The sequence below is a fragment of the Cupriavidus sp. IDO genome (genome assembly GCF_000812465.1).
GTDB lineage: Bacteria > Pseudomonadota > Gammaproteobacteria > Burkholderiales > Burkholderiaceae > Cupriavidus.
The window spans coordinates 18,577-32,714 of record NZ_JWMA01000076.1 but is presented as its reverse complement, the minus strand read 5'-3'; the positions used below and the strand labels follow the sequence as shown (position 1 = coordinate 32,714).

At 64.1% G+C, this 14,138-nt stretch carries 11 protein-coding genes and 1 pseudogene; 8 read left to right on the top strand and 4 right to left on the bottom strand.

All coding sequences use genetic code 11. The annotated features are described in order from the left end of the window. Window positions 1-24 precede the first annotated feature (24 nt). Entirely contained in the window at window positions 25-2,391 is a 2,367-nt protein-coding gene (locus RM96_RS21670; protein WP_039013574.1) for a DNA polymerase II, read from the bottom strand. Between the two features lie 645 nt (window positions 2,392-3,036). On the opposite strand from RM96_RS21670, the gene RM96_RS21665 reads away from it, so the two are divergent. Further along, the gene (locus RM96_RS21665) at window positions 3,037-3,864 is read left to right on the top strand and encodes an MlaD family protein (protein ID WP_039013572.1); all 828 of its coding nucleotides are present in this window, start codon (window positions 3,037-3,039) and stop codon (window positions 3,862-3,864) included. Continuing rightward, window positions 3,861-4,460 (top strand): ABC-type transport auxiliary lipoprotein family protein, encoded by a 600-nt coding sequence (locus RM96_RS21660; protein ID WP_039013571.1) that lies wholly within the window; start codon window positions 3,861-3,863, stop codon window positions 4,458-4,460. The genes RM96_RS21665 and RM96_RS21660 overlap by 4 nt, the downstream gene beginning before the upstream one ends. 17 nt (window positions 4,461-4,477) lie before the next feature. Here the strand turns inward: RM96_RS21660 and RM96_RS21655 are convergent, their stop codons facing one another. After that, window positions 4,478-5,029, bottom strand: a complete 552-nt coding sequence (locus RM96_RS21655; RefSeq protein ID WP_039013569.1) for a cytochrome b — start codon at window positions 5,027-5,029, stop codon at window positions 4,478-4,480. Between the two features lie 537 nt (window positions 5,030-5,566). Between RM96_RS21655 and RM96_RS37465 the strand changes: the two genes are divergently transcribed. Together RM96_RS37465 and RM96_RS21650 are read left to right on the top strand one after the other, a co-directional pair. Beyond that, window positions 5,567-5,770, top strand: a complete 204-nt coding sequence (locus tag RM96_RS37465) for a hypothetical protein (protein WP_338011429.1) — start codon at window positions 5,567-5,569, stop codon at window positions 5,768-5,770. Window positions 5,771-6,180: 410 nt separating this feature from the next. Beyond that, window positions 6,181-7,704 carry a CYTH and CHAD domain-containing protein gene (locus RM96_RS21650; RefSeq protein WP_052279647.1) on the top strand — a complete coding sequence of 508 codons (1,524 nt, stop codon included), beginning with the start codon at window positions 6,181-6,183 and terminating at the stop codon, window positions 7,702-7,704. 246 nt (window positions 7,705-7,950) lie between these two features. Here RM96_RS21650 and RM96_RS21645 read toward each other — a convergent pair whose 3' ends face one another. Continuing rightward, a complete protein-coding gene (locus RM96_RS21645) occupies window positions 7,951-9,015 on the bottom strand; it encodes a VWA domain-containing protein (RefSeq protein WP_039013566.1) in 1,065 nt (354 codons plus the stop codon). A 75-nt stretch (window positions 9,016-9,090) separates the two neighbouring features. Between RM96_RS21645 and RM96_RS21640 the strand changes: the two genes are divergently transcribed. From RM96_RS21640 to RM96_RS21625, 4 genes are read left to right on the top strand one after another with little or no spacing between them, the layout of a single operon-like run. Then, on the top strand, window positions 9,091-10,038 hold the full coding sequence (locus RM96_RS21640; RefSeq protein ID WP_039013565.1) for a S1C family serine protease: 948 nt from the start codon (window positions 9,091-9,093) through the stop codon (window positions 10,036-10,038). A gap of 12 nt (window positions 10,039-10,050) precedes the next feature. Next, window positions 10,051-11,064, top strand: coding sequence for an AAA family ATPase (locus RM96_RS21635; protein ID WP_039013564.1), 1,014 nt, complete (start codon window positions 10,051-10,053; stop codon window positions 11,062-11,064). Next, window positions 11,042-12,088 carry a DUF58 domain-containing protein gene (locus RM96_RS21630; RefSeq protein ID WP_039013563.1) on the top strand — a complete coding sequence of 349 codons (1,047 nt, stop codon included), beginning with the start codon at window positions 11,042-11,044 and terminating at the stop codon, window positions 12,086-12,088. The genes RM96_RS21635 and RM96_RS21630 overlap by 23 nt, the downstream gene beginning before the upstream one ends. Next, window positions 12,085-13,143 carry a VWA domain-containing protein gene (locus RM96_RS21625; RefSeq protein ID WP_039013561.1) on the top strand — a complete coding sequence of 353 codons (1,059 nt, stop codon included), beginning with the start codon at window positions 12,085-12,087 and terminating at the stop codon, window positions 13,141-13,143. Before RM96_RS21630 ends, RM96_RS21625 begins: the two co-directional genes overlap by 4 nt. A 198-nt stretch (window positions 13,144-13,341) precedes the next feature. On the opposite strand, the pseudogene RM96_RS21620 reads toward RM96_RS21625, so the two are convergent. Continuing rightward, window positions 13,342-14,045 (bottom strand): annotated as a pseudogene (locus RM96_RS21620) (dienelactone hydrolase family protein). Between the last annotated feature and the right edge of the window lie 93 nt (window positions 14,046-14,138).

Below are 14,138 nucleotides of genomic sequence, written 5' to 3'. Positions count from 1 at the left end.
AACCGCTGTGGCGCGCTGCCGCTGCTACGGCGGAAAGAGCGCCATCTGGCCAGTGAGCAGCGTCTCGAAACCGTCGTCCAGGAATGGCAGGATCGCATCGGCAATCGGCTGGAGCTGCTTGGTAACGTAGTGGCCATAGTCGATCGGCGCCGACCGGGCCTCAAGCGGCTCCGGCCCTGCCACGGTCATCACATAGCTGATCCAGCCGCCGTGCTGATACTGGCGCGGCCGCCCGTGGCGCTCGTTATAGGCATCGGCGATACGGGCGGCCCGGACGTGCGGCGGCACGTTACGCTGGTATTCATCGAGCTTGCGGCGCAGCCGCTTGCGATAGACCAGTTGCTCGTCGAGCTCGCCGGCCAGGGTGCGACGCACGATGTCCCGCACATAATCCGCGTACGGTTCGCAGTTGAAGATCTTTTCGTAGAGGGTCTGCTGGAAGCGCTGGGCGAGCGGTGACCAGTCTGTACGCACCGTCTCGAGCCCCTTGAACACCATTTCGACCTTGCCGTCGGGCCGTTCCGCCTGGCCGGCATAGCGCTTCTTGCTGCCAAGATCCGTGCCGCGGATCGTCGGCATCAGGAAGCGCCGGAAGTGCGTTTCGAACTGGAGTTCCAGCGCACTGTCGAGGCCATAGGTCTGCCAGAGGTGGTCTCGCCACCAGTCGTTGACGTATGCGACGAGGCTGCGGCCGATCTGGTTCGCGTCGGATTGCGTGCGGGCGCGGCGCAGCCAGACGAACGTGGAATCCGTGTCGCCATAGATCACCTCATAGCCGCGGGCCTCGATCAGCGCCCGGGTCTGCCGCATGATCTCGTGTCCACGCATGGTGATCGACGACGCCAGCCGCGAATCGAAGAACCGGCAGCCACTGGACCCGAGCACGCCGTAGAACGCGTTCATGATGATCTTGAGCGCTTGCGCGAGCGGCTTGTTCCCGTCGCGCTTGGCGGCCTCGCGGCCTTGCCAGACCCTGGCGACGATCGCCGGCAGACAGTGCTTCGTCCTGGAAAACCGCGCACCGCGAAAGCCAGGCACCGAATCGGCATCGTCCGGATGCGCCAGGCCCTCGACCAGGCCGATCGGGTCGATCAGGAAGGTACGGATGATTGACGGATAGAGGCTCTTGTAGTCCAGCACGAGCACCGATTCGTAGAGCCCCGGCCGCGAATCCATGACGAAGCCGCCAGGGCTGGCCTCGGGTGCCTTCTCGCCGAGGTTGGGCGCGACATAACCCTGCCGGTGCATCAGCGGCATGTAGAGATGCGTGAAGGCGGCGACCGAACCGCCGCTCCGGTCGGCCGGCAGGCCCGTGACCGTGGCGCGCTCCAGCAGGAAAGGCAGCAGCTCCGTCTTCCCGAAGATCCGCGTCACCAGCTCGCAATCGCGCAGGTTATAGCGGGCCAACGCCGGCTTGTCCTGCGCAAACATGCGATCGATGGCGTCCATGCGGTCATACGGGTCGTCGATCGCCTTGCCTTCGCCGAGCAGCGCCTGCGCCACCGATTCGAGGCTGAACGACGGAAAGCTCCACGTGGCGGAACGCAGCGCCTCGATGCCGTCGATGATCAGCCGGCCTGGCGCACTGGCGAAATAGTGCTGCTGGGCGTTGTGCTCGCGCCATTCCATCTCCGCACCGCCCCGGCCGAGGCGCAGCGAAATGTCGAACCGGCGTGCATGCTCGTGCAACACGCGCAGGTCGAACTGGACCAGATTCCAGCCAATGATCGCATCGGGATCGTGATCGGCCAGCCACCGGTTCAACTTCTCCAGCAACTCGGGCCGCGTTGCGCAGTATTCGAGCGAGAAATCGACGTCGACGGGCATCTGCGGCGCCGGGCCCAACATGTAGGCCTGGCGCTCGCCGCAGCCTTCCAGCGCAATCGAATAGAGGTCGCCGAATGCGTTGGTTTCGATGTCGAGCGAGACCACGCGCAGCGTGGGCCGGTACTCCGCCGAAGGCTTCATCTGGGCATTGCGCAGCACGTCGCTGGCATCCGGCTCGCCGTCGAACCAGACGGGGGCGGTAATGAAGCGCTCCATCAGGTAGCGCTCGGGCGGGCGGATATCGGCCTCGTAGACATCCACCCCGGCGTCGCGCAAAGAGCGGCCGAGCTGGATCAGTTGCCGATGCTGGTGGCAGTACAGGCCCAGTACGGGCCTGCGCTGGAAATCCTGAAGCCCGAGCGGGCGCAGTTCGACATTGCGCTCCGGGCGCAGCAGCGCCTCGGCACGCTCACGCTGTGTCTCGGGAATAAACGCGATTGACGGCTGACAGGACAGGCGCAGCCGGCGCGGTCCATCATCGGTCGCCAGCCAGAATTCGACTTCGGTGCCAGCCGCCGTATCGCGCCAGTGTCGGGTCAGGATGAAACCCTGCTGAAGTGCCACGTTGAGAAGTTTGGGAAACGGCTTGTGGTCGATTCTAGCGGAGAGGGGCTGCTATTGTGCCCGTTGCGTTCTGACGCCCGCGATAAGACACCGCTGGCCTGAGAGACACACGTCAGGATTCGGCGCACGCTACCCACGGCCTGGAGACGGACTGTCGAGGTACGCAGTTTGAGATTTGAGCCATGCAGCCTGTGAGCATCACGGTGGAAACACGCTGTTCCGGAAGGATCTTTCGAGATACTTCTTTAGGAACTCGGGGACTGGAGAATGGAATAAATCCGACCTTTCCACCGTTTACAGAAAAAGCGCAGAGCCCTTGCAGGCAAGACGCAGCCGGGTCGGAGATAGGTGCGCGGAGTATCCAGACAAACCAGAATGACAGCCCACATTCGTGCATGTACGCCAGCGGACACCGGATCGCGGTCTACGACCAGACGCTTGCGTTCCCGCCTGCGACGCTACCTGCCAATTACAGGCCCTACTCCCCGCCGCCATCACCGCAAGGGTACGTTCCCTGAGCGCTCTGGCGAATCGTCAAATCCATTGACGCAAGGGAAAATGCCCGCGTCGCTGCGCGGGCAAGCCTGTCAAATCGGGCTTCCGTGAGGGTGATCAAACCAACTTGTCTGCCTGGAGGGTTTCGCCATGAAATCTGGCATCGACACGAAGGCAAAGCTCCTTTTCGCGGCGTGCTTGCTTGTCGCGACGATCGCCGGAGCCATCTGGTACTTGTTCTCGGTCAGCCGATACGCGACTTATCACGTTTATACGCGGGAGCCTGTCTCGGGGCTCATGGCCGACGCGCCGGTCGAATTCCACGGGATCGAAGTGGGGAAAGTCGAAAGCATCAGGCTCGTCAACGCGCAGACGGTGGACATCCTGGTGTCCATCGACAAGACCGCCCCAGTGACTGCCGCAACCGTAGCCACGATTACTTCCCGTGGGCTGGCAACACGAGGATTCACCGGATATGTGTTCATTGCGCTTGAAAACGTCGGCGCCGATTCCAGGCAACCGGTCCTACGACCCGGCGACCGCTATCCCACAATCCCGGACGCGCCTTCGAAACTCGTGACGCTCGACACAGCCATCAGTCAGCTCAACGACAATTTCCAGGCCGTTACCGCGCTGCTGACATCGATTCTCGACGAGCAGACCATCGCATCCCTGAAGCAATCCGCCGAGAGTCTGCAAAAAATCACTCAGGCGATGGCGGAAGATACTAAGAGGTTGGAGGCCATTGTGGCCAATACCGAGCGGGCCAGTCACCGGTTCGAGCCGCTCATGGAATCGACCCACGAGACGGTGATAGCGCTTCAAGCGCAAGTCCTGCCCGAGTCCTACAGGGTGCTCACCGACCTCGATAACTTGTCGACTTCCCTCGCTGCCGTCACGAACAGGATCAACCGCGACCCGTCAATCCTGATCCGCGGCACGGCGGCGCCATCGCCCGGGCCGGGGGAAAAGCCATGACTGTGGCCGCGACAATCGGCGCACTGTGCATCCTTTCACTTTCCGCGTGCACTCTGTTCACGCCGGTCGACATCGATACAAAAAAGTATGCGCTAAGCACGATCCCGGACGATCTTCCCATCGAAAGGACACATCCTGCCACGCTGCTGGTGCTCGTTCCGGAAACCGCGCCGGCCTATGCGACGTCTCGCATGGCTTATACGACCCGGAAATATCAGATCGCCTACTTCAGTCAGAACGAATGGGTGGAAACACCTGCGCAAATGATGCTGCCGTTGATCGTGGAAACACTTCGGCGCACCCACTACTTCAGCGCGGTTCTCTCCCCTCCCGATTTTGGGCGGCAGACTTTCATGCTTCACACTGAGATCATCGAACTGAGTCAGGATTTCATGTCAGATCCCGCGGTGCTGCGGCTCACGGCACGCTTCGATCTCAGGCAGGAAACGACTAACCGGCTGATCGCAGCGAAGGAACTTTCGGTGCAGGTACGGCTCGCCGATAGGACTCCCTACGCGGGAGTTGTGGCGGCGAATGAGGCCGCAGGACGATTGTTGCGGGAGCTCTCCAGATTTGTGATCGAGAATGCCCACTAACAACCCAGGCATCGGTGCTAAGGCAGCATTTTTCGCAAGGTGTCGTCCTTGTACACAATATGATGCCGCAGGGCGGCGCCCATATGGAGAGCGAGTAAGGGAACGAGCGCGTATCCCAGCCATTTGTGGATGTCGATGAACAGGGCAAACAGATGATCGTTGCGGTGGATGAGATCGGGCAGCGTAAAGAGCCCAAGAAACGATACCGGAATGCCGGCAGCCGAGGACATCAGCCAGCCTGACATCGGCAAGGCAAACATCAGGCCATAGAAGCAGAGGTGGACAAACCGGGCGGCGATCATCTGCCATTCAGGCAGATGATCAGCGAGTTTCGGGATTACCTGAGTGACACGCCAGCTCAAGCGCAAAGCGAACAAGACGAAGGCCAGTAGCCCGAGTTCCTTGTGGTAGAGAATCAGCGTGATCTTTTTCGTATCGAAGCCCGCATCCGGCAGTGTGACCATGTAAAGCCCCAATGCCGCAAGCCCGATCATAAGAAGGGCCATCGACCAGTGAAGCATGATCGCGACAACACCATAGCGGTCTTCGGTGTTCTCGATCGGGGTCATCGCTCGCACTCCATTCACCAATAGTGTTGCCAACCCTAATCGGGGGTGCCGGATGCATTTTGATGTCGCGCCCCTTTTGCTGGATTGCATGCTTTCAGGCGATTTAAGGGGGCGGCAGAGCTGGCATGGTGCGAGCAAGTTTAGCTCAGGGGGAACCAGCAGGCCAACGTCTGCGTCCAGCGGAACATCGTCCATTCAATGAAAGAGGTACGAATGACCGTGAAGGGGTCGTTCAGAGGCATCCAATGCCCCACGGCAGGCGACCGTCCGACAAACCCCCAGATGGATAGGGGTAGGAAACGGCGAGCGCCGCCCCCCTTCGAACCCGGTGTGGCTTTTTCTCGGCCCAGATCTCAAATAGCGCTCGCCGCGCTGCGCTCCTTCCTGTAAGGCAGGTCCTACAACCGTTTCAGCATGTCCTGATGCGTGCTGTCGGCTTCGGCCGAAACCAAAAGTGCGGCGCTGCACCTAGCATGGAATCATGGAGGCACCAGTGATGCCTGTTCGGCACCAGGAGCCTGGCTCAGATAGAGTGACATGATGCGTGACTCCGAATATTCCCTACGCCGGCTGGTGGATAAATGGCTGGCGCCGACGGAGGGCAGCCCTGTGCGGGTGACCTGCTTTGGACATCAAGCTCTTCGCAAAGGCAGTTTTGTCTGCGTTGAATCGACCGGCCTCTCCATGGCTTTCTTCCGCCACGGCGACGGTGCCTGGTATGTCTTCCCGCCTGGCGTCTAGAGACACTCGGCGCTTACTGCTTCTTCTACGACACCTTCTGGGCATCGGGCGGATCGGCGAACACTACGGCTGGCGAGCAAGGTGCAAAGCTGATGCGTTCGCTCGACTCCTTGTTCGTTGAAGAGCCTGCGCTCCGGCGAGCCACGATGATTCAGGCGCTTCGGCTACTGCATTGCACAAATCCCTGCAAAATATGCAGAAACTTTGACACTTCTCCGACATCTCCCGGCCCGGCCACGGCACGTCTCTTGCAGGTTTCCACGCTATCGCACACGCGACGTGCCGGAGTCCCCGCTTTCGCAGCCAGCGACGGGTAAATCCGGGGGCTCCGCTGTAGGAACTGACCGGCGACCTTTACCGTAAAAATGCCCCGCGGTCTTCAAAGACGGAACAATGTCATGGAAAGAGAGTTGAAGTTTGAACTGGCGGAAGCGCAGGATGCCGCCTTGCGTGAATTGCCGAGGCTACTGGATGTGGAACTGGATTCGCCACAGGAACAGGCCCTGGAAAGCGAATACTTCGATACGGACTTTCTGCTGCGCCGAAATGGCGCCGCTTTGCGCGTCCGCCGCAATGGCGACCAGTTCGTTCAGACTCTGAAGTCGTCCGGCGACCAGCGCGGCGGGCTGTTCGAGCGGGAAGAGTATGAGTGCGCGCTGCAAGGGGCAAAGCCCGATCTCGACGCCTTACGCGCGATCGTGCCAAGGTCTTCGCCGCTTTCCCAGCTTCTCAAGAACGGCGCGCTGGCGGATCGGCTGGTCCCGGTTTTCCGTAGCACGGTTACACGCAAACTGTGGACACTGAAGCTGGCCAGCGGCGAGGAGATCGAAGTCGCACTGGACACAGGAAAAGTCACGGCAGCGGAGCAGGCTCGCCCGTTCTCCGAGCTTGAACTGGAACTCAAACATGGCGATCCGCGCCACCTTGGCGAAATCGGGCTACGGCTCATCGACAAGGTGCCGTTGAGCCTGAGCATGCAGAGCAAGAGCGACCGGGGCTACGACCTGCTGCTAACTGAGAACCGCTCGGCAGCCAGGGCCCAGCCCATCACGCTAAGGAAGAAAGACACCGTGGAAGAGGCCCTCTGCAAGATATTGCACAACTGCCTGGCCCAGGTACATGCCAATGCGCCGCTGGTAGCCACCGGACATTCGCCCGAGGGCGTGCATCAGATGCGCGTGGGACTGCGCCGCTTCCGTTCCGCGCTCGATATGTTCGAGGACATAGTCACAATGCCGCCTGCCCTCGAGGAAGAAGTGAAGTGGATTGCCGACGAACTCGGCCAATCCCATGACTGGTACGTGCTGGCGCATTCCACACTGTTGCAGGTTGATGCAGGCGACGACAAGCGCGACCGCATGGCGGAAACCAGAGCGGCGGCCGCCGAGATCGCGAAGGCCCGCCACGCCAAGGCAACGGCGGCGGTACAGTCGCCGCGCTATGCACGCGTGGCGCTTGCGCTCGATCACTGGATCACGACGAGTTCATGGCGCGATTCATCTGATGAAACGCGCAAATTGCTGAAGAAATGTGTCGGTGTGCTTGCCGATCGGGTCCTGCGCAAACGCCATCGCACGCTCGTCCGCCGTGGACGAGGCCTGCACAAGCTCGATGCGCATCATCGCCACCGCGCGCGGATCGCGGCAAAGAAACTGCGCTACGCGGCTGAATTTTTCGGCGACCTCTTCAAGCAGCGGCGCCTGAAGCCGTATCGACAGGTGCTGGCGAAATTGCAGGATGATTTGGGTTGGGGCAACGACATGGCGGTCGCAGATGGCCTGCTAGGCCATCTGCAGCAGCACCATCGCAAGGCCTCCGACGGTGCCAGCTACGCGCGCGGCTTCCTGGCGGCACGCGTGGCAGACGATCGTGATAATCAACGGAAGCTGTGGAAGCAGTTCCGGGGTACATCCCGTCCAGGCTCGCCCAGGTGAACGGGCGGAGTCACGCCGATTAGTCAGTATATGACTCCGTGAGGCAGAGGCTGGCCCGCCGCGAGGAATCAAACGCGGGTTAGCATGCCTGCCAGAGCCGCACGGTATGGACAGTGCCACACCCGGCGATTGCCAGCGCGGAAGCCAGCATGGAACACGATAGCACTTATATGCCGGGTTGGATGTCCATAGGGACTCGATCACGGTCGCCTATGCACTCAGAATGGGCGAGGTGGAGCTGCTTGGTCACCGCCGGAACCACAACATCGAGAGCCCGCACGCCACCCCCAGCAGCAGGACCGCTGCTGCCGAGAACAATGCACTGAGCTCGGTTTCCTTGCGCTCGAGCGCGAAGCGGGCGCTGAGCTGGCGATACACCTGGCTCAGGTCCGCAGCCGAGCCTGCCTGGAAGTACTCGCCGTCCGTTATCGCCGCTACCGCCCGCAAGGCGGGTTCATCGAGCTGCATATAGTAAGACAGGCCCGACTCTATCGCGGCTGCGCCCTGCGGCGTACCGAAGCCCACCGTATAGACGCGCACGCCGCGCTGGGCGGCCATGCGCGCGGCGTCCAGCGGGTCCGGGCCGGTGGTGCGGCGGCCATCGCTGAGCAGGATCACCGCACCGTGCCGATACGAGCCGGGCTGCGCCGCCGGCCGTTCCTGTTCGCGCTTGCGGACGGCGTCCGCCGCGGCGGCCTCTGTCAGCGATCTGCCGCCGGGCCCGGGTGCGAGCGATTCGCCGCTGAAAAGGATCGCTTCCAGGTCGATACCATCGTCGGGGAACAACACTGCCAGTGCCTGGATCAGCCCGCTGCCGGTCGCCGTGCCGTGCTGGAGCTGGAAGCGACCGATTGCGTCGAGCATGTCCCGCCGGTTGTCGGTTGGGGGCAGCACCACGGTCGCCGTGGCGGCAAAAGAGACAATGCCCAGGCGCACGCTGGCCGGCAGCCCGACGATGAGATCCCGGGCGGCCTGCTGGGATGCGCCGATCCGGGTGGGCGCAACGTCGGTTGCCGCCATGCTGCGGGAGGTGTCCATGGCCAGTACCAGGGTGATGGTGTCGGACGGCAGCGTGATCGTCGCAGTAGGACGGGCGCAAGCCAGCAGGGCCATGCCCAGCGCGAGCAGGAAGATCAGCGGCGGGATGTGACGCCGCAGTCGTTGGCCGGGACCCAGGGCGGCGCGCGGCAGCGCAAGGCTGGCATACAACAGGGCGATTTTCTTGCGCCGCGCAATCAGGTACAGGTAAACGGCTGCCAGCAGGGGCAGCATGAGCAGCAGCCAGAGCATTTGCGGCCAGAGAAACTGCATACCCCTGCTCCTTGGCGCGTGGGTAAGACGATGGTACTGTATTTTCCACGGCGGGACGGGACCTCGGGGGCGGCAATGAAACGGGTAACGATCTACGGATGGGTCTCGGCAGCGGTCGCGCTGGTTCTCGCCGCGGTCGTGGGCTCTGCCTGGCTGTTGCGGCCGACGCCGCGCGTCCTCAAGCAAGCCGACATCGACTCGGCCGTGCTGCACACGCTGGAAACCATGCGCCTGCCTTCGCGCACAGCGAGGGCGGCAGAGGCGGTCCGCGAGTCGGTGGTGGAAGTTCGCAGCTATGCGCCGGCGGAAAAGGCGGCGGACAAGCCGACGGAAGCGGCAGCCGCCCGCCACGCCAGGCGTGATTCCCGTGCCACACGCCCCAAAGCGCTTCCCGAATCGCACCCGCCATCCCCGCCGCCCTCTCGCGATGAACTCGCAAAAGGCGACCCATCGGGCGGCAAGGCCGAGTCCGACGGCAAGCGCAAAGCCCGCCACATAGGTTCGGGCGTGGTCGTGACCGAAAGCGGCATCATTCTCACCAGCTACCACGTCGTCGCCGACGCCCTGCGCCTGGAGGTCATGTTCCACGACGGCCACACGGCCGAGGCCTCGGTGGTGCAGGCGTTCCCGGAGAAAGACCTCGCCGTGATCCGGCCCAGTTCCATCCCCGACGACCTGCCGCCGGCGACGCTCGGTTCCAGCCGGAACCTCGCGCCCGGCACCGAAGTCATCGCGGTCGGCTTCCCGTTCGGCATCGGCCCGTCGGTGTCCGCCGGCGTGGTGTCGGGGCTCGACCGCAGGTTCGTTTCGCCGGACGGCAAGCAGGACCTGGACAAGCTCATCCAGTTCGACGCCGCCGCCAATCCGGGCAACTCCGGCGGACCGCTGGTGAATCTGGATGGCGAGGTGGTAGGGATCGTTACCGCCATCCTCAACCCCAACGAGAGCGGCACTTTCCTCGGCATCGGCTTTGCTGTCACGATCGAAAGCGCCGGCGTTGCCATCGGATCCTCTCCTTTCTAGACGCGGGGGCATATGAACGACCAAGCCAGGGGCGCTGTGGACAGCGCCGACTTGATGGAACGCCTGCTGTATGAGGTGAAGCGCGTGGTGGTGGGGCAGGACTACTTCCTCGAACGGGTGCTGGTGGCGATCCTTGCGGGTGGCCACCTGCTGGTAGAAGGCGTGCCGGGCCTGGCCAAGACGCTGACCGTCAAGACGCTGGCCAGTACCATGAGCGGCTCCTTCAAGCGCATCCAGTTCACGCCCGACCTGCTGCCGGCCGACCTGATCGGCACGCGCATGTATAACCAGGGCACGGGCGAGTTCTCCACCGTGCGCGGCCCGGTCTTCGCCAACCTGCTGCTGGCCGACGAGATCAACCGCGCGCCGGCCAAGGTACAGAGCGCCCTGCTGGAAGTCATGCAGGAAAAGCAGGTCACCATCGCCGGCGAGTCCCATCTGGTGCCCACGCCTTTCCTCGTCATGGCCACGCAGAACCCGATAGAAACGGAAGGCACCTACCCCTTGCCCGAGGCGCAGGTCGACCGCTTCATGATGAAGGTCCTGGTGGGCTATCCCAGCGAAGAGGAGGAGGCCGTCATCGTCAACCGTGTCACCGGCCCCCGCATCAGCGTGAGCCCTATCGCCACGCCCGAGCGCCTGGCAAGCCTGCAGGAGGAATGCGGCGGGATCTATGTGGATCCGAGCCTGGTCCAGTATGCGGTGCGAGTGGTGGCGGCCAGCCGCAAGCCGGGAAGCTACGGGCTGGAAGATCTGGATCGATACATATCGTTCGGTGCCAGCCCCCGCGCCACCATCGGCCTGATCGAAGGCGCGCGCGCCCTGGCGTTCCTGCGCGGCCGGCACTATGCGCTGCCCGATGACGTGGTCGACCTCGTGCCGGATGTCTTGCGCCACCGCCTGGTGCTCTCGTACGAGGCCATGTCCGACGGCGTGACTGCCGACCAGCTCGTCACCCGCATCCTGCAGGCGCTGCCGGTCCCGGAGCGCCCATTGGAATCCCATGTTCGGGCGCCTGCGCGCTAGGCGCCGGAGCGGCCCGGAAGCCGCACCCGGTAGCGCACCCGATAGCGCACCCGCCGGCACGCCTGCCGGCACGGCGCTGACCAGCGTCGACGCAAGGCAGGCCGAGGCCTTGCTGCGGCACCTGGAATGGACCGTGGTGCGCCGCCTCGATGGCCTGCTGCAGGGCGACTACCGCACGCTGTTCCGCGGCTTCGGGCTGGATCTTGCCGACCTGCGCGAGTACCGCCCCGGCGACGACGTGCGGCACATCGACTGGAACGTGACGGCGCGGCTGCAGACGCCGTACGTGCGTGAGTACCAGGAAGACCGGGAGGTCTCCGTCTGGTTCCTGCTGGACCTGAGCGGATCGGTCGGTTTCGGTTCCGGCAGCGTGAGCAAGCGCGACCTGCTGAGCGACTTCACCACCGTCATGGCGCTGCTGCTGACGCGCTATGGCAACCGGGTCGGCGCCCTGCTCTACGGCGGCGCCACAGACGCGGGCGCTTCGGTGGTGCCGGCGCGCTCGGGGCGCCGGCATCTGCTGCACCTGCTCGACCGCATGCATGCCACACCCGCCGCGTTGCCGGGCGACACCCGCTTGCGCGACCTGCTGGAGCGCGCGCGGGCGGTCGCGAAACACCGATCGGTGCTGTTCGTGGTCTCCGACTTCATCAGCGCCCCGGGCTGGCAGGCATCGCTCGGAATGCTGGCCCGGCGCCATGAGGTCGTCGCCGTGCGGCTGGTCGACCCGCTGGAGATGGCCTTGCCCGACCTGGGCCTGGTCGTGCTGCAGGATGCCGAAACCGCGGAGCAGATGTTCGTCGACACGCACGACCCGGCCTTCCGCAAACGCTTCGCCGCCGCCGCCGAGGCGCGCGAGGCCGAGTTGCGCCTGGCCTTCACCCAGGCTGGCGTGGCGTGCCTGACGCTGTCGACCTACGCCCGCCTGGACCTCGCCCTGCTGGACTTCACCCGACGGCGCCGCCACCGTCAAGGGGCCGCCGCGGTAGCAAAACAGGAGAGCGGGCCAAAGGGGGCAGCATGACCGATGCCATCAGCCGGCTACCCGTCTTCAGCTTCCTGTGGCCAGGCATGTTGTGGTTGCTCGCGCTCGTCCTCGTGCTGTCCGCTGGCTACGTATGGCTCGATCGGCGCCGGCGCCACGCGACGGTGCACTACCCCACCCTGAAAACCGTCGGCGTCGCCATCAAGGGCGGCGCGACCTGGCGCCGCCACGTGTCGCCCATGCTGCTCCTGCTGGCCCTGGCCGCGCTGATCTTCGCCATCGCACGACCCCAGGCGGTGATGCCGCTGCCGTCGCGGATCGAGACCGTGGTCCTGGTCATCGATCTGTCCGGCAGCATGCGCGCGCAGGATATCCAGCCCAGCCGCTTGCGCGCCGCTCAGCAAGTGGCCAAGGTTCTGCTCGACGCACTGCCCGCGGGCGTCAGCGTGGGGGTAGTCGCGATGGCCGGCACTGCCGCCGTGGCACAGGCGCCCAGCCGCAGCAAGGATGCCGCGGCCACTGCGATCGACCGTCTCAAGCCGCAAGGCGGCACCGCGCTGGGCAATGGCCTGCTCGTCGCGCTGACGACGCTGCTGCCGCAGACGGCTGGTGACGCCGAGCGCCTCATGAACGGCGACACTACGCCGCTGCAACAGCCGGACGCTTCCCGCAGTGGCGAAGCCGTGACGCCCGGCTCTTATCCCTCCGGGGCAATCGTCCTGTTCTCCGACGGTGAAAGCAACACCGGCCCGGCCGCGACACAGGCGGCGCAACTTGCCGCCGCGCACGGCGTGCGCGTTTATACCGTCGGGGTTGGCACGACCGAGGGTGTGGTGCTTTCGGTCGATGGCTGGTCGGCGCGCGTCAGGCTGGATGAGAAGGTGTTGAAGGAAGTCGCCGATGCGACGGGGGCAGAGTATTTCCGGCTTAAGGATGCCGCGCAACTGAAGAAGGTGTACCGGACGCTCAATACGCGGCTGGCGCTTGGCAAGAGCGAACAGGTTGAAATTACTGCGTTCTTTGCCGCGCTGGGGGCGTTGCTGGCCACGTGCGCGGGGCTGCTGTCGTTGTGGTGGTTCGGGCGCGTGATGTAGGCAGGGACTGGCTCCGGCAGAGGAAACCCGAGTGTCCCCTCTCTATCTGGCGCTCCTCAGAGCGGCTGTTTGCCTCCCGGTCACACATCGGCCTACGGAGGCCCTGGCGGCACTGTCCGCAACGCGATCCAGTGACTCGATGATGGAAAATCCGGAGTCGCCCTGGCCGCGGCCGGGATGCTTCCCGGCTGGCGATGATCAGCGCCAGAGGTGGCGCGCGAAGAACGTCAGCGTGCGGTCCCAGGCGACCTGCGCCCAGGCGGCGTCGTACTGGGTGCCGGCGATGCGTCCGTCGCCGATGGCTTCCTCGTTGGCAAAAGCATGGTGCGCGAGGTAACGGTGGAACGTCGCGTCGACGCCGCCGGCGCGCAGCTTCTCCTCGAGCTTGTCAAAGTCCTCGGCCGCAAAGAACGCGTCCTGCGTGGCCGAGTGGACGAGCACCGGCGCCTTGATATTGGCGGGGTCGATGGCTTCCAGTGGCGGCATGCCGTAGAACGGCACACCTGCCTTCAGTTCGGGGATGGCGTTCAGCGACAGCAGCGTCAGCGCGCCACCCAGCAGAAGCCGGTGATGCCGATGCGGCTGCTCAGGGTGCCGAGGTACTGCACGGCGCCGCGAATGTCCTGCGCCACGGCATCGCCGAAGTTCAGCTTGGACATCAGGTGGTGGGCCTCTTCCTGCGCGACCGTGCTGGCGCCGCGGTAGAGGTCAGGCACCAGCGCGTAGTAGCCGGCACGCGCAAGGCGGTCCGCCACGCCGCGAATCTGGTTGTTCAGGCCCCACCACTCCTGGACGACGATGATGGCCGGCGCGCCGTCGGTGAGATCCGGCCTGGCAAGGTATCCGTTGACCGACTGGCCGTCGGGACGGGTGAATGAGACGGTTTGACCGATGTGTCGCATGATGGGCTGCTCCTGTCGTTTGCTGTGGACCAGATGGGCCGGATGATAGCGCAAGGGAGGTGCTCCGGAATACGCGGGCAGCGGCAAGCGGCG

Coding starts and splice junctions, on each gene's coding strand:
- RM96_RS21635 (WP_039013564.1), top strand. CDS start 10,051: ATGAACGACCAAGCCAGGGGCGCTGTGGACAGCGCCGACTTGATGGAA.
- RM96_RS21625 (WP_039013561.1), top strand. CDS start 12,085: ATGACCGATGCCATCAGCCGGCTACCCGTCTTCAGCTTCCTGTGGCCA.
- RM96_RS21665 (WP_039013572.1), top strand. CDS start 3,037: ATGAAATCTGGCATCGACACGAAGGCAAAGCTCCTTTTCGCGGCGTGC.
- RM96_RS37465 (WP_338011429.1), top strand. CDS start 5,567: ATGATGCGTGACTCCGAATATTCCCTACGCCGGCTGGTGGATAAATGG.
- RM96_RS21660 (WP_039013571.1), top strand. CDS start 3,861: ATGACTGTGGCCGCGACAATCGGCGCACTGTGCATCCTTTCACTTTCC.
- RM96_RS21645 (WP_039013566.1), bottom strand. CDS start 9,015: ATGCAGTTTCTCTGGCCGCAAATGCTCTGGCTGCTGCTCATGCTGCCC.
- RM96_RS21640 (WP_039013565.1), top strand. CDS start 9,091: ATGAAACGGGTAACGATCTACGGATGGGTCTCGGCAGCGGTCGCGCTG.
- RM96_RS21655 (WP_039013569.1), bottom strand. CDS start 5,029: ATGACCCCGATCGAGAACACCGAAGACCGCTATGGTGTTGTCGCGATC.
- RM96_RS21630 (WP_039013563.1), top strand. CDS start 11,042: ATGTTCGGGCGCCTGCGCGCTAGGCGCCGGAGCGGCCCGGAAGCCGCA.